The organism is Roseinatronobacter monicus (assembly GCF_006716865.1).
Lineage (GTDB): Bacteria > Pseudomonadota > Alphaproteobacteria > Rhodobacterales > Rhodobacteraceae > Roseinatronobacter > Roseinatronobacter monicus.
In genome coordinates this window covers 2,631,211-2,654,160 of sequence record NZ_VFPT01000001.1, presented here as the reverse complement: position 1 = coordinate 2,654,160, position 22,950 = coordinate 2,631,211, and the positions used below count along the sequence as shown (strand labels likewise).

The following is a 22,950-nucleotide window of genomic DNA, read 5'->3' as shown; positions in this document are numbered from 1 at the left end:
AGCCTGCCTCTTATAACTTGACAGAGCATGATGATCCCCCCAGAATCGGATTTGAAGCGCTTCGCGCGCTCGCACGCTGGATGGGATCACGCGATGAGCGAAGTACCGTCAGTTCCAGAATTTCAGATGCTGCCGTTGGATCGACGGCAGGAGGCCATCGCACTGTTGGGGCGGATGGCGCTGCGCCAGATCCGCAGCGCGATCGAGACCAAGGAGAGCGATGATGACGTCAGAATCGATCATGGTCCCGCGCGCCCAGAGTTTACCCGAGAAAGTCTGCGGACAGCATCGCGATCGCCAAGCGATCGTTTATATTCGCCAATCAACGCTGCAGCAGGCTGAGCGCAATCAGGAATCGACACGGCTGCAATACGCTCTGGTTGACCGGGCTTTCGCACTTGGCTGGCCGCGGGAAGCGATCGTCGTGGTCGACGATGATCTGGGACGCTCGGGCGCCTCGATCGAGGGACGGCTTGGCTTTCAGCGGCTGGTAGCAGAAGTCGGACTGGGTCGTGTCGGATTGGTCCTTGGGGTCGAGATGTCACGGCTTGCGCGCTCGTGCCGGGACTGGCACCAGTTGTTGGAGATTTGCTCCCTATTCGATACATTGATTGCGGATGCCGATGGCGTTTACGACCCATCGAATTTCAACGATAGGCTCCTGTTAGGCTTAAAGGGGACAATGAGCGAGGCCGAACTGCATATTATCAAGGCAAGAATGCTGGAGGGGCGACGTGCGAAGGCCCGGCGCGGCGAACTCGCAAAGAGTTTGCCAGCGGGTTATGTAGCGCGCCCGTCGGGGGAGGTCATCTTCGAACCTGATGAACAGGCCCAGGGCGTCATCCGTCTTATCTTTGATTTGTTTGAGCGGCTGCGGTCGGTTGGAGGTGTGCTGCGGTATCTGAACGAGCACAATATACAGATGCCGATACGCAGGAAAGATGGCCCGACCAAGGGTGATCTTGAGTGGCGCCGCCCAAGCCGAGCCACGCTGCATAACCTGTTCAACAATCCTATTTATGCCGGTGTGTATGCCTGGGGTGCGCGGCCCGTCGACAGGCGGCACCAGAAGCCGGGGCGTCCTGGAACCGGGCGCTGCGTGAAGGCGCCGGACAATGTCGAGGTGTTTCTGCCAGACCGGTTGCCGGCCTATATCAGCTTGGAGCAATTCGAGAGCATCCAAGCGCAGATTAGGGCCAACCTGCCGAGCGCGCAGGGGCCGGTCCGGGCTGGAAGCGCTTTGCTATCGGGCATGGTGATTTGTGGCGCGTGCGGCTTGAGGATGCAGCCAACCTATAACAACAATGGTCAAGTCGCGCGCTACATCTGCAATGGCATGCACATGGCCTACGCAGAACCAATCTGTCAGTCGCTTAAAGCGGCCCCGGTTGATGAGGCTGTGTCGCGCGCTATCCTGCGATCGCTGGAACCAGCCGCGCTCGAGATCAGTCTTGCGGTCGCCAGCGACCTTGAAGCGGAACGCAAATCTCTCGATCGTCAATGGCAGCAGCGTCTTGAGCGCGCCCAATTCGAGGTTGATCGCGCCCGGCGGAGTTATGCCAGCGTCGAGCCAGAGAACCGACTGGTTGCGCGTAGTCTCGAGAAGAGTTGGGAAGAGGCGCTGGCGAGCCAAGCGCGCCTCATGGTTGATTATGACCGCTTCCAGCGCGAACGTCTGCAAGCACCGAGCCGCACTGAACTGGAGGCGATCCGTACCCTTACCCAAGATCTCCCCGCGCTTTGGCAGGCGGCAACAACCACACAAAGAGAACGACAGGAAATTGTACGGCTGCTGCTCGAAAGGGTTATCATCAAGATGGTTGATGACACCGAGCATGTGGAGGTCACGTGTCATTGGCATGGCGGCAATCAAACGATGCACAAGGTGATCCGTCCTGTCGCGCGGATCACCGCGCTCAGCAGCTATCCGGCACTGATTGCGCGCATGAAGGAACTCTACGAAGCTGGCCACAGTAGCCGCTGCATTGCCAATATTCTCAACGAAGAAGGCTTTGCCCCCCCCCAAGCGTCGTAACACCTATACCCCCGAAATGGTCCGCCACCGCCTGGTTGCGGCGGGCATCGCCAAACCACAGCGCAAAAAACCCAGCGCCTCAGCGATGATTGTGCGCGAACCCGACGAGTGGACAATCCGAGAATTAGCCGAAGCCATCGGCATGCCTCAAGCGACCCTGTATTATTGGGTCGCCAACGGCCGCCTAAGCAGCCGCCTGGTTAAACATGACCGCAAACCGGTGAAGCTGGTGACTGCTGACGCGACAATGATCGAGGATCTTAAAGCGATCCGCGCGAGCCCGCCCCACCTGAGGCGCCTGCCGCCCCGGCAAAGCGCAGAACAACTTAAACTTATCACTTGAGAGTCGAAATGTCTGGTCGATATCGATATCTGCCAGTGCCTTGTAGCGCGCGACGGCGTCAGCCGGGGTGATCTCGGGGACATTGGTCAGCAAGACGAGCTTGCCGTCAAAGAGGGCCGCGCGCGCGATGGCCTCTTCATCAACGTTCCAACTGAACCGATCCGCCGTCAGATCGGCCTTGATGAAGCGGGTGAGCTCGGCATCGGCGATGGCACGGACAAAGCGGCTATAGGCCCCCCGGTCTGAGGCGCGCCGCCCAAGAGCGCTCTTGCCTTCATCTTGCCGATCAAGCTTGGTCACCATGGTGTTCCCCATGGCCTCCAACTCATTGATCTGCGCCCGACGGGCCTCACCCTGCTCGATTGCGCGGGTGGCATCATGCGCCACAATCAGGCGGTGCCCTTCAAAACTGGCCTCGCGCAACCCGTCACCGTCGCTGAAGTCGAAATTCTGGAAGGTTTCCACAAGATCGCCATAGCGACGCGCAGGCACGGCTAGGATGAACTCCAGCTTGCGCCCGCCCTTATCGGCGATGTCTGTCAGGTGATGGATATTGTCCAGACTCAGCAGGCCGCGATCCGCCACCAGAATGATACGCTGGATGGGGAAGCGCTGCAGGACCGTTTGCACCATGCCCTGCAGGGTCTTGGTCTCGGACACATTTCCCGGATGCACGGTGTGCATGAGTGGCAGCCCGTCGGCGGTCTGCACCACGCCCAGTACGAATTGCCGCGCGATGCCGCCTGTTTCCTTGTTCATGCCGAAGGCGCGAACATCGTCCTCAAGCCGGGCTTCACCGTGAATGCGCACAGTGGTCAGGTCATAGAAGACCATTGTGAGATCGTGATCCACGAGCGGCCTGATCTGGCGGGCCAAAGCCTCCTCGACACCCTCAGCGTTGTCCATCAACGCGTCCATGGCGCGAAGCAAATGCTGATGGGTGACGGTCTCGGGCATGGCCGGCATGGCCACGGTCTCCAGCCAGCGCAGGCAGCCCAGTTTGCTTGTGGCATCGCACAGCCTGTTGAACACCATCGCCCGCACGAGGGCCTCGGCATCAATGCTGCGCTTTCCCGAGCGCAACGCCCGGTTGAGAGCGTGGTCGAACCCAAGGTCTTTCCACAACTCATGCAGGGCAAAGACCGTGCCATAGGTGCGGGCGGGATCGTGTGTAATCTCCTGCGCCGTGTTCTCAAGGCGCCCGACGGCTCGGTTCAACCCATTGATCAGCGGATCAAGCTTGTCAGGCGACAGCCTGTCCAGGCGGCCGAGGTTGGCGACCACCTTGATCCTGACCTTTCCTTCCGCGTCGCGATGTCCCTCCACCAGTTGGAGATAGCTTCGACCGCCTGATTTTGAGATGCGCGTATACATTGGACTAACAATAAGTCCGAATGCGCCATATCTGCAAGCAGAATATTACCGAAACGTGTTACAACACAACTTCGCCGGAACGGGAAGCTCGGGGGCAGCAACTCATTGAAAACTATGGCATCAGAAAGTTGAAGATAGCGAATTTACCCAATTTGCTGTCGAACTTCGGTGTTATGAGAGCAAAGTCACGTATATTGGCGAGCGCCATACTAAAAAATATTCACTTGGAAGACCCAAACGAGAAATGCTGGCTATTTCGCGGTTTGTGTGGGTGGCTTGGTTTCCGTTCATTTGCCTGTGGCACAAGATGTTGTGCGGTAGGGTGACGCTGGTAAGTGGGTGAGATTGCCTGCGATGAGGTATGACATGTTGATGAGGTTGCGGGTTTTGCGATACCCGCGCGCCCGAGCCTTTGCGGCCTGAATGAGGCCGTTGATGGCTTCGACAGCGCCGTTGCTCAGATCGCTGTCAAAACCGTTAAGTATACCATCCCAGTGCGCCTTGAGTGTCAGAGCGAGTTTCTTGAATGCTGGCAGCCTGCTGCGGCGCGCCCATTGAAACCAGGCGGTAAGCCGTTCTTCGGCCTCTGCCTTGGACTCGGCTTCAGCAAAGATGTCGCGCAAAGCCTCTTTCAAGCGAAACGCGCGTCCTGTTTTCAGGTGCATCCGAGATAGATCATGATGCTGTGTGATCTGCCGCTTCGTCCATCTCTTCTTGTCCTTGAGCCACATCCAGCGGCTGTGTTTCAACTCAGGTCTGCTGCGTACTTCGGCGCGGCGAACCTCTTCAAGCGCCACATTGGCCAGTTGGATGACATGGAATGGGTCGAAGGTAACATCCGCGTTCGACAGATGCTTTGCGACGCCAGAAATGTAGGCCCTACTCATATCGATACAGGCAGCGGAGATGGCATCGGGATCACCGCCATGGGCGCGCAGATCTTCACCGAAAGCCGCCACAGTCTTTGCATCACGTCCTTCACAGGCAAAGAGAAGCCTGCCGGCCAGAAGGTCGTGAAATAGGGTGATGTAATTATGCCCGCGGCGCGCAGCTGTCTCGTCAATCCCAAGGGCGGTCACGGCGCTGAAGTCTTCGCGATCTCGCGCTGACGACACGTAATGGTCAAGAACCCGCCAGAGGCGATCGTCACCAACATCAAGCATATCAGCAACAGCCTTCACCGGCATCTGTCGCACCAGCGCAATCACAAAGGCTTCAAACAACTGACTGAAACCGCTGCCACTGCGCGCCCAGGGGACCGGAACCTGTCCGGTCTTGCTACATTGGCTGCAAGCAACACGTGGCACATCGGCATGGATGAAAGCCTTGTGCTCGAAAAAACGCAGGTGTTCCCAGATCCTGGATCGCGTGTCATGGACGGGCTGATCGGGCGCGCCACAGGAGGGACAAGCAAATCGACTTCCCGCCTTGAAGCGGACGTCAAAGTGGATCTCTTTGAGTTTGGCGTCAAAACGTACGTCCGTGACACTCCACGGAGCCTGCAGGCCAAGAGCTGTCGTGAACAAACTTGTCTCGGGACCCATGAATGCCTCCTCATCCGCTGGTTTCAGGAAGCTTCACCCTATCCAAAAAAACTGCCGCAGCTCAACAGGCTCGGCGCGTCTGACGCTGCGATATTTGAGGTCTCCGCGACAGACGCGCCTTATGTTGTGACCACAATATCTGGTAGAAGATTCAATCCGCCGCCCACCAGCAACCCACACAAATCGCGAAGGGACCGAAATGCTTCATAGCCTTAAACATGGATATGCCTGCTTTCAGTGCTTGGTTTGCGCCGCAACTCGTGAAGTCTGAATACGAGCATCTAAAAGAGAATACATTTCCTACAGCATCAGTTAGGATTGACCATCCTACGCAAGAACATTTCACGCTTATTGATAAGAAAAATGCAACGGTTCGAAGTCTTGTCGAAACGCGTGATGAGGAAGGTATGACGAAGGTAACTCAACGAACATTTCTGCGGTTTGAGTTTCCAAGTCCAGTCGACTACAGCACTATTCAGAAATTGATTTGGCGAGTGAACACATTGTTTTCGTTCTTGCTTGGATGCCGAATGGCTCAAAATCCATATCACATTGGAACAACGCACACGAGGCAATGGAATGGGGAAGATGTGCCGGTCACTGCCGAGCTATTATTCCGCCCAGTCTTCAAGAGCAATCTACATCACGTTAAGTGGCATGAGGCGCTTTTTCTAATACCAATCAGCATTGATCAGAACTCTTGAGCCCAGTCGCGGGTTCCAATGGAGGTGATTGTGTCGGGCATGCTGACCAATTTGTTCCAAGCCTTGCAGCAATGATCTACGATGTCTTCATAGGTTTCGAAGATGAGGTTTGATAGCCAGTTGTCTCGCATGAATTGCCAGATGTTTTCGACTGGATTGAGTTCTGGGCATTTTGCGGGGATCGGGATGATGGTGATGTTGTCCGGAATGACCAGCTTGTCAGTCATGTGCCATGCGGCTTGATCCACGAGCACAGCCCCATGTGCTTTGGGTGCGACAGTTTGGGAGATTTCAGCAAGATGCAGGGCCATCGCTTCGGTATTGCACGCTGGCAGCACAAGACCTGCAGCTTTCCCGAGGGCTGGGCAAATCGCTCCAAAGATGTAGCTTGAACTCGTGCGCTGATCATGTGGGGCGGAAGGTCGCGTACCGCGCTTCGCCCATCGGCGCGTGATCTTGTTTTTCTGGCCGACACGCGCTTCATCTTGGAACCAGACTTCGATCACAGTGCCTTGCAGGAGCCGTGCGCGGAGCTTTGCTACTGCGGCTGCAAACCCTTTTTTTTAAAGTCCTCCAGTGCGGCTGTATCTTGCGCGTGATGGCGCGGGCGTGCTGTGAGTTTGACATAACCAAGCGCCCTGAGTTCCCGGCTTATCGACGTCTCGTGAAGTGAAATCCCAAATGTGTCTGCAATCCATTTCCTCAGATCACTCAGGCGCCAGCGGACGACCCCATGGACCGATAAGGTCGGACCGCTCTCAACAATTGCAGCAAGCGCCCTGCGCTGCTCATCGTTAAGCTTAGACTGCTGACCAGGAGCTTTGCCGTTGATCAAGCCGTCAGGCCCGCGGGCATTAAACCGCTCCACCCAGTCACGGACAATTTGTAGGCCAACACCACCAATCCGAGCAGCATCGCTGCGCCGACCGCCATCATAGATCTCCGCCAGCGCCAAAAGCCTGCGGGCTTGGTTGGCATCCTTTGTCTTTCGCGCAAGTTCTCTCAACTTCATGCCGTCGTAGTCTGTCCGTAACGCGAGCGCTGCGCCCATAGAGAGGCCCTCCCCAGAAAATCTGACGCCATTGAGTCAGATCTTCATAGATTTGGGAATCCCAAAACCCTCAGAAGAGTCAGATTTCGCGAGACTTGGTATAAGGTATAGCTCTCCGGTCAACATAGAAAAATTACTAAATTCTCTAGCCGAACAGTCCGATGACTTGTTCTATTTGATGAATATGGTCCTCCGGATGGAGAAACCGGAAAAACTTTCTGCAAGCGATTTTAGTGAACTGGTGGGATGCATCGAAGACTTTGATATCAAGGTAAATGGAAGCGGGTCATCAAGTGATGTCAGGGTAGCTAGAAAAAAATTAAGAGCTATTTTAAAAAATCATGGCGATAATAGCGATATTTATACATTGGATGAGCTTATAAGAAGCCAGCCAAATCGTTTGACCTTGGCCGAACGCCTTAGTCGTCTACAGCAAGCGTGGCTAGACAGCGGTTTTCAAGGAAATATTGATATCAATAGAATTAAGAAAATCAGGAACGACGTCGCACATGGTCGAGGCGTTGAGTTGTCTGCTGATGACTATCAAGAGATCGTATGGCTTAATTATAATCTTTGCGCGATAGCGCGGTTCCATGTTTTTCGCACGCTCGGGTTTCCGGCCGAGGTCATTGGGGCTGCCTTCAGGCGTTTGGGTTCCAGATACGGCCAATACGCTCCAGTGTCGACATCCGATACATAGGTAGGAGTGGGTCGCGTGGGTCCCCTTCATAGCAGGGAATGACCGCTGTGGCTCAATGCGACAGGACCCGCATCCTCCACGCCCCCCACAAGCGCCCCGCTGCCTTATCGCACCCGCCCGCCTGTCGCCTCTGTCACCCCCGCCGCCGCTGTGCGGACCAACTCGCCCATCGCTTGCGCGCGCTCCAGTGTCAGGCGAAAGACGGGGCCAGAGATGGACAGGCCCGCCACTGGCTCGCCATGCGCGTTGAAGATCGGGGCGGCGATGCAGCGCATGCCTTCGGTGCGTTCCTCATTGTCAATCGCATAGCCGCGCTTGCGGGTGTCGATCAGGTCGCCTTCCAGCGTCTCGCCATCGGTCAGGGACGCGGGCGTGAAGCCCGGCAAGCCCTGCGCCATGATCCCCGCCACCCGCACAATCGGGTAATAGGCCAGCAGCGCCTTGCCAATGCCCGAGACATGCATCGGGCTGCGTGTGCCGGGCGGGAAGAACGCGCGGATCGCCTCATGCGTTTCCACTTGGGTCAGGAACAGCACTTCGTCCTTTGACTCGATCCCCAGATTGGCCGTCTCGCCGCTTGCGCGCATCAGCGTCTGCATGGCCCCGCGCGCCCGCTCGGCCAGTTTGGTCCGGCGCAAAAACGAAGACCCCACCCGAAACGCGCCCGCCCCCACATGCCAGCGCTGCCCCTCGGTATCCATCTCGACCATGCCATGCGTCTGAAAGGTGCTCAGCACCCGGTAGACCGTCGCGGTCGACTGGTTTGCGGCCTGCGCAAGTTCGGTCAGCGTCAGCCCGTTGGAGTCCGACAGCACCCGCAAAATCCCCAAGGCGCGGTCCAGCGACTGGACGGTGTTTTGCTCGGTTTTGTCGTGAAAGGCACGGGGGCGGCCCCGCGCTCTGGTTTCAGCCATGCTGTGCCTCTTTTTTCTGAAAATCGAAATATGGTTTCATATAATGAAAAAGTAAATTGCCTGTAATGTCAGATGTTAACCCAGTTTTTTCACCATGTAAAAAATAATTTCAAAAAAATTGCACTGGGCCTGTCGGGGCGATAATGTCTTTATTAATCAAGGGGGAGGAGTAAGCCCGATGTCCACACAGAACCCAGTTTTCATACCCGGCCCGACCAATATTCCCGACGAAATCCGCAAAGCCTGCGATATCCCCACCCTGGACCACCGCTCCCCCGCCTTCGCACGCATTTTCAAGCCCGCAATCGCCGGTGTGCGCCGTGTTTTGGGCATGGATCAGGGTGAGGTGATCGTGATTCCGTCAACAGGAACAGGGGGTTGGGAGGCAGCGGTTACAAACACGCTCTCGCCCGGCGACACAGTGCTGACCGCGCGGTTCGGCATGTTCAGCCACCGTTGGATCGACTTGTGCCAGCGCCACGGGCTGAACGTGCAAGTCATTGAAACTGAATGGGGAATGGGCGCACCCGTGGCCGAAATCGCTGCCGCACTGAGCGCCGACACTGCGCACAGCATCAAAGCCGTTCTGGTGACCCATAACGAGACCGCAACCGGCGTGCGCTCCGACATCGCGGGTGTTCGCGCAGGTCTGGACGCCGCGGCACATCCGGCAATGCTGTTTGTGGATGGCGTGTCCTCTATCGGGTCTATGCCGTTTGATATGGCGGGGTGGGGGGTCGATATTGCTGTGGCGGGGTCGCAAAAGGGGTTTATGCTGCCTGCGGGTCTGGCGATCCTTGGGGTGTCCCCCAAGGCGTTGAATGCAATGGAGAATGCAACACTCCCGCGCACGTTTTTCGACTTTCGGGACATGCTGAAGTCTTATGCTACAGGGGGCTATCCCTATACGCCGCCTGTCGGCTTGATCGCCGGACTTGCGAAAGCAATCGAGCTGTTGGAGGAGGAGGGGCTGGAGCATGTCTACGCCCGCCACCACCGGCTGGCCGAGGCGACACGGCGCGCGGTCGGGGCCTGGGGGATGACCCCCTGTGCCGCAACGCCGGAGCTGTATTCCGACACTGTAACAGCCGTTGTGGTGCCGCAAGGGTGCAACGGCACGGATCTGGTGCAACTGGCCGCGTCGAAATATGGCGTCGCCTTTGGTGTGGGTCTGGGCGAGGTGGCCGGCAAGGTGTTCCGCATTGGCCATCTGGGCATGCTGAGCGATGTGATGCTGTTGTCGGGACTGGCCACCGCCGAGATGTGCATGGCCGATCTGGACTGGAACGTGCAGCTTGGATCTGGTGTGGCGGCGGCGCAGGAATATCTGCGCAATTCCGCAGATGTTGCGCTGGCGCAAGCGGCGTAACCGGGGCGCTGCCCCGGACCCCGGAGTATTTTCAGCAAGAAAATGAGGGTATCATGAAAGATATGGATGAGATGTATATCCCGACCTATGACGATGTGCTGGCGGCACATGACCGGATCAAGCCGTATATTCACCGCACACCGGTTCTGACGTCCAGCTACCTCAATGCGCTGACGGGGGCGGAGTTGTTCTTCAAATGCGAGAATTTTCAAAAGGCAGGGGCATTCAAGGTGCGCGGCGCGTCGAATGCCGTATTCGGGCTGTCGGATGAAATGGCGGCCAAGGGGGTGGCCACGCATTCCAGTGGCAATCACGCACTGTCACTGAGCTATGCTGCCGGGCGCAGGGGCATTCCGTGCCATGTGGTTATGCCGCGCACGGCCCCTGCGGCCAAGAAGGATGCTGTGCGCGGCTATGGCGGGATTATCACGGAATGCGACCCCTCGACCAGTTCGCGCGAGGCGGTGTTTGCCCGCGTGCAGGCCGAGACAGGGGCGGAATTCGTGCACCCCTATAATGACCCGCGCGTGATTGCAGGGCAGGCGACCTGCTCGAAAGAGTTGCTGGAGCAGGTCGAAGGGCTGGATTGCGTGATCGCGCCGATTGGTGGCGGGGGTATGGTTTCGGGCACCTGTCTGACGCTGTCGAACACGGCACCGCATGTGCAGATTTATGCCGCCGAGCCAGAGCAGGCGGATGATGCGTATCGCAGCCTCAAGGCGGGGCATATCATTGCGGATGATGCGCCGGTGACTGTGGCGGACGGGCTGAAAGTGCCGTTGAAAGACCTGACATGGCATTTCGTGTCACATCATGTGACTGATATTCTGACCGCGTCCGAGCAGGAAATTATCGACGCGATGAAGCTGACATGGCAGCGCATGAAAATCGTGATTGAGGCAAGCTGCGCTGTGCCGCTGGCCACGATTCTGAAGAACCCTGAAATCTTTGCTGGCAAGCGCGTCGGCGTCATTATTACCGGCGGCAATGTCGATATGGACACGCTGTCTTGGATCACGAAATAACGGGAGGCCGAGATTATGAATGCACCAACCAAGTTTGAGGGTCTGGAAGTGGGCTTTGACGTGCCGGCCTTGCCGGGGATGGATGAGGCCGATATCCAGACGCCCTGCCTGATCCTTGATCTGGACGCGCTGGAGCGCAACATCAAGAAGATGGGCGATTATGCCCGCGCGCATGGCATGCGCCACCGCGTGCATGGCAAGATGCATAAATCGGTTGATGTTGCGAAACTGCAAGAGAGCCTTGGCGGGTCTTGCGGTGTGTGCTGTCAGAAAGTGAGCGAGGCGGAGGTGTTCGCACGTGGCGGCATTCGGGATGTTCTTGTTTCAAATCAGGTACGTGACCCGGCTAAGATTGATCGTTTGGCGCGTATGCCGCTGTTGGGCGCGCGCACAATCTGTTGTGTCGACGATGTAACGAATGTTGCAGATCTGTCAGAGGCAGCAACCCGTCATGGCACCCAGATCGAATGTCTGGTCGAGATTGATTGCGGCGCGGGGCGGTGTGGTGTCACCACGACACCTGCGGTGGTGGAGATTGCCAAAGCGATTGACGCGGCACCGGGGCTGAAATTCGCAGGGCTTCAGGCCTATCAGGGTGCGATGCAGCATATGGACAGCTACGACGACCGCAAGGCCAAGATCGCGCTGGCTGTGGCGCAGGTCAAGGATGCGGTGGACACCCTGAAGGCCGAAGGGCTGGACTGTGATATCGTCGGCGGCGGCGGCACAGGCAGCTACTATTTTGAGAGCAATTCGGGCGTCTATAACGAGCTGCAATGCGGGTCATATGCGTTCATGGATGCCGATTATGGCCGGATTCTGGACAAGGAGGGCAAGCGCATCGATCAGGGCGAATGGGAGAACGCGCTGTTTATCCTGACCAGCGTCATGAGCCGCGCGAAACCCGGCAAGGCGATTGTCGATGCGGGCCTGAAGGCGCAATCGGTCGATAGCGGCCTGCCGGTGATTTTCGGGCGCGATGATGTGACATATGTCAAATGCTCGGACGAGCATGGGGTGGTCGAAGATTTGGACAACGTCCTGAAAGTGAATGACAAGCTGCGGCTGGTGCCGGGCCATTGTGACCCGACCTGCAATGTCCATGACTGGTATGTGGGTGTGCGCGGGGCCAAGGTTGAGACGCTCTGGCCGGTGTCGGCGCGCGGCAAGGCATACTGAACCCCAGAAAGGCCCCGACTTGGGCCTTTCGTCCAGAACATAAAGGAATACCCCCATGTGGATCGTCCCCGAATCCGCCATTACCGGCCTTGTCGATGAGCAATCTGCCTTTGACGCAATCGAGGCCACGTTTGCGGCCATGTCGCGGCAAGATGCCTATAACTTCCCTGTGGTGCGCGAGGGCTTGGGCGCGGGGCGGCAATACGGGTTCAAGTCGGGCCTTGACCGCGTGGGGCATTTGCTGGGGGTCAAGGCGGGCGGCTATTTCCCCGGCAATGCCGAGCGCGGCATCCCAAACCACCAGAGCACTGTCTATCTGTTTGACCCTGACAGCGGCAAACCCACAGCGATGGTGGGGGGCAATCTGTTGACGGCGTTGCGCACGGCGGCGGCGTCAAGCATTTCCATCGCGCATCTGGCGCGCAAGGACGCAAAAGTACTGGGCATGGTGGGCGCAGGCCATCAGAGTGCGTTCCAGATGCGCGCGGCGGTGCGGCAGCGGGCGTTCGAGCGGGTGATCGGCTGGAACCTGCACCCTGAAATGCTGTCACGGCTGGCCGAGACAGCGGCAGAACTGGGCCTGCCTTTTGATGCGGTGAGTCTGGAAGAGCTGGGCGCGCAGGCGGATGTGATTGTCACTATCACATCAAGTTTTGATGCAATCTTGCACGATGCGCATATCCGCCCCGGCACGCATCTGGCCTGCATGGGCACCGACACGAAGGGCAAGCAAGAGGTTGACGCAGCAATTCTTGCGCGCGCCAGTGTCTTTACCGATGAGGTCGCGCAATCCATCAGCATTGGCGAGGCGCAGCATGCGGTTGCGGCGGGGTTATTGGAGGAAGGAGCGATTGTGGAAATCGGGGCCGTGATCAATGGTACGCATCCGGGGCGGGCAAGCGCCGAGGAGATTACCGTGTTCGACGGCACGGGTGTGGGGTTGCAGGATCTGGCCGTCGCCTCCAAGGCGGTGGAGTTGGCGGTTGAACGCGGGCTTGCGCAAGAGATCGCGTTCTGAGCGGGGGCCCCATCCCCTCACACCATCATCAGCCTTGGGTCTTTGAGGAGCTGTGTGAGGTGACCCATGAACCGAGCGGCGTCTGCGCCGTTGAGGGCGCGGTGGTCGTAGCTGAGGTCGAGCGGCACCATCGGCACGGGGCGGGGGGTGTCGCCGTCCCATTGGGTGACGATTTCGGTGCGGGTGATGCCAAGGATGGCGAGTTCGGGCGGGTTGACGATGGGGGTGAATGCGGTGCCGCCAATGCCGCCGAGATTGCTGATACTCATGGATGCGCCGCCCATCTCGTCGGGTTTGATTTTGCGGGCCTGCGCGCGTGTGGCCAGATCGGCAATCTCTGCCGAGAGCTGCCACAGCCCTTTTTGGTTGGCATTGCGGATGACCGGCACCATCAGCCCGTTGGGGGTGTCCACGGCGATGCCGATATGGACATAGTCCTTGAGGATCAGGGTTTTGGCATCTGGTGACAGGGAAGCGTTGAAGCGCGGAAAGGCGCGCAGGGTCTGTGCCAGCGCCATGACGTGAAACGCCAGTGCCGTGAGTTTGAGCCCGCGCGCCTGTGCTTGCGCTTTCCAAGTGCTACGCAAGCGCTCAATGGCCGAGATATCGGCGCGGTCGTGATGGGTAACTTGCGGGATCAGCGCGTTGGCTGCGCCCAGATTGGCGGCGGCGATTTGGGCAAAGCGGCTCATCGGCTCGGTGGTCACGGGGCCGTAAGCGGCATGATCCACATCCCAATAGCTGGTGTCGCCCGCTTGGGCTGCGGGGGCGGAGGTGCCCAGATCTTCCGGCCCCATTGTCTTGCGGCCCAATTCGCGGGCGCGGGCGTCGATATCGACACCTTGTTCAAGGGCTTTGCGCCGGGTGCTGGGGCTTGCGATGATGTCTGACATGTCTGCCCCCTTACCAACTGGCCGAAATATATTGCGTTTCCATGAACTCCAGCATTCCCTCATGCCCGCCTTCGCGCCCCAGACCCGATTGTTTGGTGCCGCCAAAGGGGGCGGCGGGGTCACTGACCAGACCGCGATTGAGGCCCACCATGCCGTAATCCAGCCGCTCGCAGACCTGAAGTGCGCGCTTGAAATCGCCTGAGAAGACATAGGCGACCAACCCGTATTCGGTGGCATTGGCGCGGGTGATGACCTCTTCTTGGTCGGTGAAGGTCTGGATTGCCGCGACAGGGCCGAAGATTTCATCTTGCACGCAATCGGCATTTTCCGGCACGTTTGACAGCACGGTCGGCGGGTAGAAGTAGCCGTGCCCCTCTGGCACCACGCCGCCGCATTCCAGCCTTGCCCCCTTGGCCAGCGCATCGGCCACAAATTCCGCCACCTTGTCGCGGGTCGCGGCATTGACCAGCGGGCCAACATCCACGCTTGGGTCGGTGCCGTCGCCAACCTTAAGCGCCGACATGGCCGCACTCAGGCGGCGGATATACTCCGGCGCGATCTTCTCATGCACATAGATACGGTTGGCAGCGGTGCAGGCCTCACCCAGATTGCGCATCTTTGCCAGCATCGTGCCTTCAATGGCCACATCCAAATCGGCATCGTCAAACACGATCACGGGTGCATTGCCGCCCAGTTCCATCGCCGGTTTGAGCACCTGATCGGCGGCGGATTTCAACAGCGTGCGCCCCACGCCAGTCGAGCCGGTAAAACTGACCACCCGCACGCGCGGATCATGCAGCATGTGATCGACCAGCGCGCCGGTGCGGCGTGAGGGCAGGACATTGACCAGCCCCGCAGGCACGCCCGCCTCTTCCAAAAGCGGCATCAGCGCCAGCATGGTCAGCGGTGTTTCCGAGGCAGGCTTGATGATGACCCCGCAGCCCGCCGCCAAGGCTGGTGCGATCTTGCGCGTGCCCATTGCGGCGGGGTAGTTCCACGGCGTGATCAGCACGGCCAGCCCTGCGGGTTTGTGCTGCACGATAATCCGCGCACCAGAGGCTGGCGCATGGGTGATCATCCCGTCCGCGCGCACGGCCTCTTCTGCGAACCAGCGAAAGAACTCGGCGGCATAGCTGGCCTCGCCCATTGCGTCCGCGCGGGCCTTGCCGTTTTCGAGCGTGATCAGATGGGCGAAATGGTCCAGCCGCGCGGTCATCAATTCCCACGCTTTGCGCAACACTTCCGAGCGTTGGCGCGGGGTGCGCGCGGCCCAGTCGGCCATCGCGGCCTCTGCTGCATCCAGCGCCTTGTCCGCATCGGCAATCTCCGCAGAGGCGACCGAGGCCAGCACTTGCTCGGTGGCGGGGTTGATCACGTCAAACCGCGTGGCCGTTTTGTGCCATGTGCCGTTGATATAAAGATCGGTGTAATCCATCGGTGCCTCGTTGGGTCAGAGCAGGTGGCGCAGCGGGTTGTGCATGCGGCCTGCGAATTCGGAAAGAAGGGCGATTGCCGCGTCGGGCCCCAGTTGCGCAGGGTCACATTCCAGCACCAGCGCCAGACCCTCGCCCTGTGTCAGCAATGTCAGCACCGGCACATCCTCTGCACCCAGTGAAACAGTGCTGAGCGCGCTCATGCGCAGATCGCGCAGGCGCAGATCGGGGGCGGCATCGGTGTCTGTGACCGCTGACAGGCTGCGCCCCGCAGGCACATCATAGGCGCGGCTTGCGCCAAAGCGGTCCACCGCCACAGTCGCCGCGCGACCAAGGCTGGCCCCGGCCAGCCCCGCCAGAAGGGCATCGGCATCTTGCAGGCCATGTGCATCCGCCGCCCAAGTGGCGAAGGGGGCAAAGCCGCTCTGCGCGCATTCCGCCTCCAGCCGTAGGGCCTGCACGGCCAAGCCGGCCTGTGGGGCGGGGGTCTGCGTCGGCAAGGCCTCCAGAACCTCAAGATCGCGCATATGATAGGGTTGCGGATGACCCGCCTGTACCAGCCGCGCCAGATCCAGCCCCTTTTCCAGCGCCACGCGGCGCAGCTTGGGCGAGGCGAGAATGCGCCCCCCGGCAGGGGCGGGCGCGGCGTGCGTGGGCTCTGCCGGTTTCGATGCGGGCGCAGGGTCAGGTGCGCTTACAGGTTCTGGTTTCTGTTCGACTTTCGGCGTGGCTGCCGCCGCAGCCATCCCGCGCGCCACCGGCGCGTCGGGCTTGCTGGAAGCGATCACGGCCACGGCCTGCCCCACTGGCACCGCATCCCCGGCCTGCGCCAGTGTTGCGGCCAGATAGCCGCTTGCACCTGCGGGCACTTCCATCGTCGCCTTGTCGGTCTCCACCTCGAACAGCAGGTCATCCGCGCTGACCTGAGCGCCCAGTTCCACCAGCCAGCCGACCAGCACACCGCTGTCTTGGGCCATGCCAAGCTGCGGCATGGTGATCTCGCGGCCCTCGGGCAAGGCGTCCGGGGCATCTGCTTGCGGTTGGGGCGCTGGGGCAGGCGTGTCATCATCCGCGCTGTCGGATATGCGCGCAATGGCTTGGCCGACAGGCACATCCTCGCCCTCGGCGGCGGTCACATGGGTCAGATACCCATTGGCCTGCGCCTCCACCTCCATCGTGGCCTTGTCGGTTTCCACCTCGAACAATGCATCACCCTTGGCCACCTTGTCGCCCGGCGATTTCAGCCAGGACACGATCTTGCCCGCGTCCTGAGCCATGCCAAGCTGGGGCATTGTCACGTCATGCGGCATGTATAAGCTCCCCGGCGCAGAGTTTGCGCGCATTGGCGGCCACTTGCTCGGGCGTGGGTACGGTCAGATCTTCCAGCGCGGGGCTGAAGGGCACCGGCACATCCATCGCGCCCATGCGCAGCACGGGTGCGTCCAGATGGTAAAACGCTTTCTCATTGAGGCGGCTGGCGATTTCCGCTGTCACCCCGTAGCTTTGGTGGCCTTCGTCAATGACAATCGCGCGGCTGGTTTTCTTGACACTCTCCAGCAACGTCGCCTCATCCAGCGGCACCATCGTGCGCGGGTCGATCACTTCGGCGCTGATCCCCTCAAGCGCCAGAATCTCGGCTGCTTTCTCGGCCACCTGCACCATGGACGAGGTGCCGATCAGGGTGATGTCCGTCCCTTGGCGCTTCACATTCGCCACGCCGAAGGGGATCAGGTATTCCTCCTCCGGCACAGGCGCCTTGTCCTGATACATCAGCTTGTCTTCGAATATCACCACCGGGTTGTTGTCGCGGATGGCGGTTTTCATCAGGCCCTTGGCCTCATAGGCCGAAGAGGGCATTGCCACTTTCAGCCCCGGAATATGCGCCACCAGTGCTTGCAACGACTGGCTGTGCTGCGCGGCCGACCGCCGCGTGGCCCCCATATTGGTGCGCAACACCATCGGCACGGTCAGCTTGCCGCCCGACATGTAATGCTGCTTGGCCGCCTGATTGCAGAGCTGGTCCATGACCAGATAGATGAAATCGCCGAACATCAAATCCACGATGGGCCGCGCGCCGGTCATCGCCGCGCCCACCGCAAGGCCCACGAAACCGGGTTCCGATATGGGTGTGTCGATCACGCGCTCGGTGCCGAATTCCTCGACCAGACCGGACAGCACCTTGAAGGGCGTGCCGGCTTCGGCCACATCTTCGCCCATCAGGAATACCGATGCGTCGCGGCGCATTTCTTCGGCAATGGCTTCATTCACGGCCTGGGACAGGGTTATCTCGCGCATTGTTCTCTCTCCTCAGGCCGCAAAAACATGCATGTCAACTTCCGACGCATCCGGATAGGCCGCGTCCAGCGCATAGGCCACGGCCTCGGCCGCATCCTTCTCGACCTCGGCATTCATCGCATCAAGGTCGTCTTCCGTGGCGATCCCTTCGCTGACCAGATGCGCGCGAAACCGGATGATCGGGTCGCGGTTCTCTTTCCACTCCTTTTCCTCGGCCTTGGAGCGGTAATATTCGCGGTTGATGTCGCCCACATGGTGGCCGTGATAGCGGTAGGTCATCAATTCCATGAAGAACGGCCCTTCGCCCTTGCGCGCCCGCGCCACCAGTTTGCGCGTCAGGTCATTGACTGCCAGCACATCCTGCCCGTCGACGCGGTGCGCCTCGATCCCGAAGGCCTCGGCCCGCGCGGTGATCGACCCCGCCGCAATTTCCTCGGTCTTGGTGTATTCCGAATAACCATTGTTTTCGCAGGCATAGATGACGGGCAGGTTCCACAGGGCGGCCATGTTCATCACCTCATACATCAACCCCTGCGCAGTCGCCCCGTCGCCGAAGAAGCACACTGTCACATCATCCGCGCCTTGCAATTTGGCCCGCAGCGCGGACCCTGTCGCAATCCCCATCGAGCCGCCGACAATCGCATTGGCCCCAAGGTTGCCGTGGCTTTGATCGGCAATATGCATCGAGCCGCCCTTGCCGCGGCAATAGCCTTCGGCCTTGCCCAGCAACTCGCAGAACATCTGTTTGAATTCCGCCCCCTTGGCCACGCAATGGCCGTGCCCACGGTGGGTCGAGGTGATGCGGTCGTCATCGGTCAACGCTTCGCAAATGCCCACCGCCACCGCTTCTTCGCCCGAATACATATGCGTCAGGCCGGGCATTTTGGCCGACAGATACAGCTGGTTGGCATTATCCTCAAACGTCCGTATCCGCACCATCTGGCGATACATCCGCAGATAATCTTCGGTATTCGACTTGGCCTTGGCCATGCTCTCATCCTTTCAAGGCTGCTGCCCGTCATTTTCTTGCCGAAAATACTCTCGGGGGGGTGTGGGGGGGCAGACAGCCCCCCCACCTTTGCCCGATAATTCAGTAGCGGTTCGCAATCGGCAATTCTTCCGCTGGAAACAGGCTGATCACTTCGCAACCGGTCTCGGTCACAACCACTTCTTCCTCGATCCGCGCCGCGGAATAGCCATCTGCCGCAGGGCAATAGGTTTCCAGCGCAAAGACCATGCCGGTCTTGATTTCCATAGGGTGGTCCAGACTGATCGCGCGGCTGATGATGGGCCGCTCATGCAGCGCCAGCCCCAGCCCGTGGCCGAATTGCAGGCCAAAGGCCGATTGCTCGTCCGGGAAGCCGAATTCTTCCGCCTTGGGCCAGACCTCGGCCACTTTGTCGGTGGAAACCCCCGGTTTGATCATGGAAATGGATGCATCAATCCATTCGCGGGCCTTCACATAGGCATCGTTTTGCGCGGGCGTTGCGCGGCCAATGTTGAAGGTGCGGTAGTAGCAGGTCCGATAGCCCTGATAGGATTGCAGAATGTCAAAAAAGGCCTGATCACCGGGGCGGAAATAGCGGTCGGTGAAGTTGTGGGGGTGCGGGTTGCAGCGCTCGCCTGAAATGGCGTTGATCGCTTCGACATCATCGCTGCCCATTTCATAGAGCATCTTGTTGGACATCGCGACGATGTCATTCTCACGGATGCCGGGTTTCAACTCCTCATAGATCATATGATAGACACCATCGACCATGGCGGCGGCCTGCGTCAGCAACTGGATTTCATCCCAATTCTTGATCTCGCGCGCGGCCAGCATGATTTGCTGGCCATCCACGACATTCAGCCCCTCTTCTTGCAGCGCGTGGAACATGGCGGTTTCGGCGTAATCCAGACCCACCGGCATGTCGCCCATGCCCGCCTCGCGGATCAGGCCCGCGATTTCCTTGGCGTATTGCCGCATCAGGCCGAATTCGGGCGGGATGGTGCCGCGCATGCCCACCACACCCGCGCGGCAATGATCCGGCACCAGCCAGTCGCTGAATTTCTTGTGGTGCATCGCAGCGGACCCGAAATCCCACACATAGGGCGCATCATCGCCGGTCAGCAGGCAGAAGCGACACATCTTGTCGCGTTCCCATTCGCCGATCTTGGTCGCCGACACATAGCGGATATTGTTCACATCGAACAACAACAGCGTGCCCGCGTCAGAGGCCTGCAACGCCTGCCGCGTGCGCGCAAGACGGTAGCGGCGCAGGCGGTCATGGTCGATCCGGCGTTCAAAATCAACCGAGGTGTGGCCCCAGGCGGGCAATCGCCCTTCCCAGCGCCAGTTCGGTTCAAGGTCTTGGGGCGTCAGCATATTCGGCATCAAAGCGCGGGACATGATATTTCTCCGTATGGGGCGTGCAGGCACGCGCCATTTTCAAGGGTTAAACAGGGTGGGGTGGGGCTGGTCGTGCTACTGGATGCACCAGCCGCCATCGATATGGATCATTTGACCGGTCATGTAGTCGCTGTCGGAACTGCACAGGAACGCGGCAGTGCCGATCACGTCTTTGGGGTAGGACACGCGCTTGATCTGGAGGGCATCGCGGACAATGTCCTCATAAGCCTGACCTTCGCGGTCCTTGAAGCCGATATCGACCAGATCCTTGTCCAGTTGTTCCCACAGGGGCGTCACGACCACGCCGGGCGCATAGCCGTTTACAGTGATGTTATGCTCGGCCAGTCCAATGGCCCCGCAATGGGTCAGGGCAAGGCAGCCATATTTCGATGTGCAATAGACCGTCACATCAACCAGCGGCTTGCGCGACGCGATAGAGCCTACGTTGATCAGCTTGTAGGGATAGTCTTGCTTGCCCTGCGCGATCATCTGGCGGGCGGTTTCCTGCATACCCAGCCACATGGCCTTGGTGTTGACATTCATGATCATGTCCCAGTTGTCTTCGTCGATATCCATGAAAAACCGGGGCTTGTTCAGGCCTGCATTGAACAGGCCCACATTGACCATGCCAAAGGCCTCGACCGTGGCGGCCACTGCGGCGGCGTTGTCTTCGCGTTTGGTGACATCCATGCGCACAGCGATGGCGCGGCCATTGCCCTTGGCGTTAATGTCGTCTGCCATGGCCTGTGCTGCGTCAAGGTCCAGATCGCCAAGGCAGACATTTGCGCCTTGGGCTGCGAAATGTTCGGCATTGGCGGCACCCATGCCGCGTGCGGCCCCGGTGATCAGGATGTTCTTGCCTTTCAGGCGGGTGGTGTCCATGGCGTCCTCCTCAGCGCGTTTGGTTATTTCAAAGCGAGTTCGGCCCGTGACTGGGCGCGTTTCAAAGCGTCGCGGGGGCTGGATGTCCCGCGCAGCATGTCATGCAGTTCCTGTCCACAAATCTCGATGATCTCGGCGATTTGGGGGATGGGCGGGCGCGGCCAGTATTGCAGCTCGTCGCGCAGGGACATGGCGTCCACCGCCTCGAATATTGGCGAGATGCGGCGCACCTCTGGATCAGCCCCAACGGAATAGCGCGGTGCGGTGCGGCTGCCGTTCAGGACATACAGTTTTTGGGCCTCGGGCGAGGTAAAGGCGATCAGCGCCTCGGCGGCGGCGGCGCGGCGTTCGGGCGCGATATTGGCAGGAATGCCCATGACATAGCCGCCCACAGTGGCGACGGGCTGCCCCTCAGGCCCGGCGGGGTGGGGCAGATAGCCGGTATTGCCATTGGCGGGCGACGAGGGGTCGCGTTCAAAATACGGGGCCAGCAGCGTGTAGCCGTAAGCCATAGCGATTTTGCCCGCGGCATAGGGGCGGATGCGTTCATACCAGGACATCGACAGAATGTCGGGCGGCGAGAATTCCAGCAAGGACAGCAGAAATTCGCACGCATCCAGCGCAAGCGGCGTGTCGATGGTGGCCACGATGTCGCGGCGGTGGGCCGTGTCGGCGGCAAACCCGCCAGCGATGGCTTCCAGATTGACGATCGGCTGGCCGAAATCGGCGCAGGTCATCAGGAACTGATGACCAAGTGCCGTGCCGCGCGCGGCATTCCACGCAATCCCGTAATAGCCGCGCCGTGGCGCATGAAAATAGCGCGCCGCCTTGATCAGGCTGTCGGTTGTGTCTGGCGGCTCCAACCCCGCCTCTGCGAACAGGTCTTTGCGGTAGAACAGCAATTCGGGCGTGGTCTGGCTGGGCACACCATAAGGCCGCCCGCCCCAATGCGCGGCCATCCAGCCTGCGGTGTGAAAATCGGGCGGGTCAAGCCGGTCGGTGTCAAGGCATTCATCCAAGGGCATTAGCACGCCCTTTTCGGCAAATTCACCGATCCACGGCAAATCAACTGCGATGATGTCGTATTTGCTGACGCGGCGCTCGGCATTGCGCAGGGCTTCGGCGCGCAGCCGGTCGATGGAAAAGGCGCGCTGGCTGATATTGGTGCCGATGATCTGCTCGAACTGGCGCTTGAGGTTCTCCATCACCATGAAGGTCGGATCGCCATGCACCAGAATGCGCAGGCCGCCCCCTAGTTGCAGCGGTTCAGGCAGAACTTGCGGCGGGGCGATGGATTGGCTGGCGGGCACATAGGAGGCGCCAAAATAGTATTCGCGCGCGTCTTTGGGTTCATTCCCGCCGGCCTCGGTGCAAAGCCGAAGGATGCGGTCTGCAAGCTGGCGCCAGTTTGTCATCAGCCGCTCGGTCGGGTGCAGTGAAAAGGACCGCCCCGACCGCGTGCGCGCGCGCTGCTCGATAAAGCCGCTGTCTTGCAATTGCTGTAACTTGCGCCGCGCGGTCGCGTAGGGAACGCCAGAGGCAGAGATCAGCATGGTTGCCGTGATGATCTTGCCGCTCAGATGTGCCTTGAGCAGTGCCGTTACCATGTTAAGATGCGGGTTCGGGTCTGCAATCTCCAACGCGGTGTCGAGCTCGGCGCTTAGCATGTCAACAAACTGGAGCGTTGTAGGCAAAGCTGCCTGTTCAACACCTGCGTGCCCCCGCTGCATGTTGGCGGGTTTCGAGAAATTTTCTTTTTGAATATTTCCCATTTTCACGTCTGCTGACTTTCTTTGCGGGGT

19 protein-coding genes and 1 pseudogene are annotated in these 22,950 nt (G+C 59.5%); 8 read left to right on the top strand and 12 right to left on the bottom strand.

Annotated features, from left to right (window positions below; genetic code table 11):
• The first annotated feature begins 93 nt into the window (after positions 1–93).
• Both BD293_RS23105 and BD293_RS12665 read left to right on the top strand, forming a co-directional pair.
• Positions 94–342: a hypothetical protein gene (locus BD293_RS23105; RefSeq protein ID WP_170207012.1), complete on the top strand. Its 249-nt coding sequence runs from the start codon at positions 94–96 to the stop codon at positions 340–342.
• A complete protein-coding gene (locus BD293_RS12665) occupies positions 224–2,035 on the top strand; it encodes a recombinase family protein (protein ID WP_342781415.1) in 1,812 nt (603 codons plus the stop codon). Before BD293_RS23105 ends, BD293_RS12665 begins: the two co-directional genes overlap by 119 nt.
• Positions 2,036–2,336: 301 nt before the next feature.
• On the opposite strand, the pseudogene BD293_RS12660 reads toward BD293_RS12665, so the two are convergent.
• Positions 2,337–3,752: pseudogene (locus BD293_RS12660) on the bottom strand (IS1634 family transposase); the annotation flags it as partial.
• A gap of 287 nt (positions 3,753–4,039) precedes the next feature.
• The gene (locus BD293_RS12655) at positions 4,040–5,296 is read right to left on the bottom strand and encodes an ISL3 family transposase (protein ID WP_142082269.1); all 1,257 of its coding nucleotides are present in this window, start codon (positions 5,294–5,296) and stop codon (positions 4,040–4,042) included.
• 149 nt (positions 5,297–5,445) lie between these two features.
• Here BD293_RS12655 and BD293_RS12650 point away from each other — a divergent pair, with 149 nt between their 5' ends.
• Positions 5,446–6,000, top strand: a complete 555-nt coding sequence (locus tag BD293_RS12650; RefSeq protein WP_342781414.1) for an ApeA N-terminal domain 1-containing protein — start codon at positions 5,446–5,448, stop codon at positions 5,998–6,000.
• On the opposite strand, the gene BD293_RS12645 is transcribed toward BD293_RS12650, so the two are convergent.
• A protein-coding gene (locus tag BD293_RS12645; RefSeq protein ID WP_142079576.1) for an IS630 family transposase occupies positions 5,988–7,051 on the bottom strand; the annotation gives its coding sequence in 2 pieces (ribosomal slippage) (positions 5,988–6,563 and positions 6,566–7,051; 1,062 coding nt in all). The genes BD293_RS12650 and BD293_RS12645 overlap by 13 nt on opposite strands.
• 196 nt (positions 7,052–7,247) lie before the next feature.
• Here BD293_RS12645 and BD293_RS12640 point away from each other — a divergent pair.
• Positions 7,248–7,751, top strand: a complete 504-nt coding sequence (locus BD293_RS12640; RefSeq protein ID WP_142082265.1) for a HEPN domain-containing protein — start codon at positions 7,248–7,250, stop codon at positions 7,749–7,751.
• Positions 7,752–7,855: 104 nt separating this feature from the next.
• Here BD293_RS12640 and bhcR read toward each other — a convergent pair whose 3' ends face one another.
• Entirely contained in the window at positions 7,856–8,665 is an 810-nt protein-coding gene (gene bhcR / locus BD293_RS12635; RefSeq protein ID WP_142082263.1) for an HTH-type transcriptional regulator BhcR, read from the bottom strand.
• Positions 8,666–8,843: 178 nt separating this feature from the next.
• On the opposite strand from bhcR, the gene bhcA reads away from it, so the two are divergent.
• Genes bhcA through bhcD form a run of 4 tightly spaced genes read left to right on the top strand, consistent with a single transcriptional unit; the run spans position 8,844 to position 13,256 of the window.
• A complete protein-coding gene (gene bhcA, locus BD293_RS12630) occupies positions 8,844–10,034 on the top strand; it encodes an L-aspartate--glyoxylate aminotransferase BhcA (RefSeq protein WP_142082261.1) in 1,191 nt (396 codons plus the stop codon).
• A 53-nt stretch (positions 10,035–10,087) separates the two neighbouring features.
• Complete coding sequence (bhcB, locus tag BD293_RS12625) at positions 10,088–11,059, top strand: beta-hydroxyaspartate dehydratase BhcB (RefSeq protein ID WP_142082259.1); 972 nt, start codon at positions 10,088–10,090, stop codon at positions 11,057–11,059.
• Positions 11,060–11,074: 15 nt separating this feature from the next.
• Positions 11,075–12,238, top strand: a complete 1,164-nt coding sequence (bhcC, locus tag BD293_RS12620) for a 3-hydroxy-D-aspartate aldolase BhcC (protein WP_142082257.1) — start codon at positions 11,075–11,077, stop codon at positions 12,236–12,238.
• A 55-nt stretch (positions 12,239–12,293) separates the two neighbouring features.
• Positions 12,294–13,256, top strand: coding sequence for an iminosuccinate reductase BhcD (bhcD, locus tag BD293_RS12615; protein WP_142082255.1), 963 nt, complete (start codon positions 12,294–12,296; stop codon positions 13,254–13,256).
• A gap of 17 nt (positions 13,257–13,273) precedes the next feature.
• Here bhcD and BD293_RS12610 read toward each other — a convergent pair whose 3' ends face one another.
• From BD293_RS12610 to BD293_RS12575, 8 genes are all read right to left on the bottom strand, one after another.
• The gene (locus BD293_RS12610) at positions 13,274–14,149 is read right to left on the bottom strand and encodes a 2-oxo acid dehydrogenase subunit E2 (RefSeq protein ID WP_142082253.1); all 876 of its coding nucleotides are present in this window, start codon (positions 14,147–14,149) and stop codon (positions 13,274–13,276) included.
• 10 nt (positions 14,150–14,159) lie between these two features.
• Positions 14,160–15,584, bottom strand: a complete 1,425-nt coding sequence (locus BD293_RS12605) for an NAD-dependent succinate-semialdehyde dehydrogenase (RefSeq protein ID WP_142082251.1) — start codon at positions 15,582–15,584, stop codon at positions 14,160–14,162.
• A 15-nt stretch (positions 15,585–15,599) separates the two neighbouring features.
• Positions 15,600–16,892 carry a biotin/lipoyl-containing protein gene (locus tag BD293_RS12600; RefSeq protein WP_142082250.1) on the bottom strand — a complete coding sequence of 431 codons (1,293 nt, stop codon included), beginning with the start codon at positions 16,890–16,892 and terminating at the stop codon, positions 15,600–15,602.
• A complete protein-coding gene (locus BD293_RS12595; RefSeq protein ID WP_142082248.1) occupies positions 16,882–17,877 on the bottom strand; it encodes an alpha-ketoacid dehydrogenase subunit beta in 996 nt (331 codons plus the stop codon). Before BD293_RS12595 ends, BD293_RS12600 begins: the two co-directional genes overlap by 11 nt.
• Before the next feature lie 12 nt (positions 17,878–17,889).
• Positions 17,890–18,867, bottom strand: a complete 978-nt coding sequence (locus BD293_RS12590) for a thiamine pyrophosphate-dependent dehydrogenase E1 component subunit alpha (protein ID WP_142082246.1) — start codon at positions 18,865–18,867, stop codon at positions 17,890–17,892.
• 100 nt (positions 18,868–18,967) lie between these two features.
• Entirely contained in the window at positions 18,968–20,266 is a 1,299-nt protein-coding gene (locus BD293_RS12585; protein ID WP_142082240.1) for a M24 family metallopeptidase, read from the bottom strand.
• Positions 20,267–20,341: 75 nt separating this feature from the next.
• Positions 20,342–21,148 (bottom strand): SDR family NAD(P)-dependent oxidoreductase, encoded by an 807-nt coding sequence (locus BD293_RS12580; protein WP_142082238.1) that lies wholly within the window; start codon positions 21,146–21,148, stop codon positions 20,342–20,344.
• Positions 21,149–21,171: 23 nt separating this feature from the next.
• Positions 21,172–22,920, bottom strand: a complete 1,749-nt coding sequence (locus BD293_RS12575) for an extracellular solute-binding protein (protein ID WP_142082236.1) — start codon at positions 22,918–22,920, stop codon at positions 21,172–21,174.
• Between the last annotated feature and the right edge of the window lie 30 nt (positions 22,921–22,950).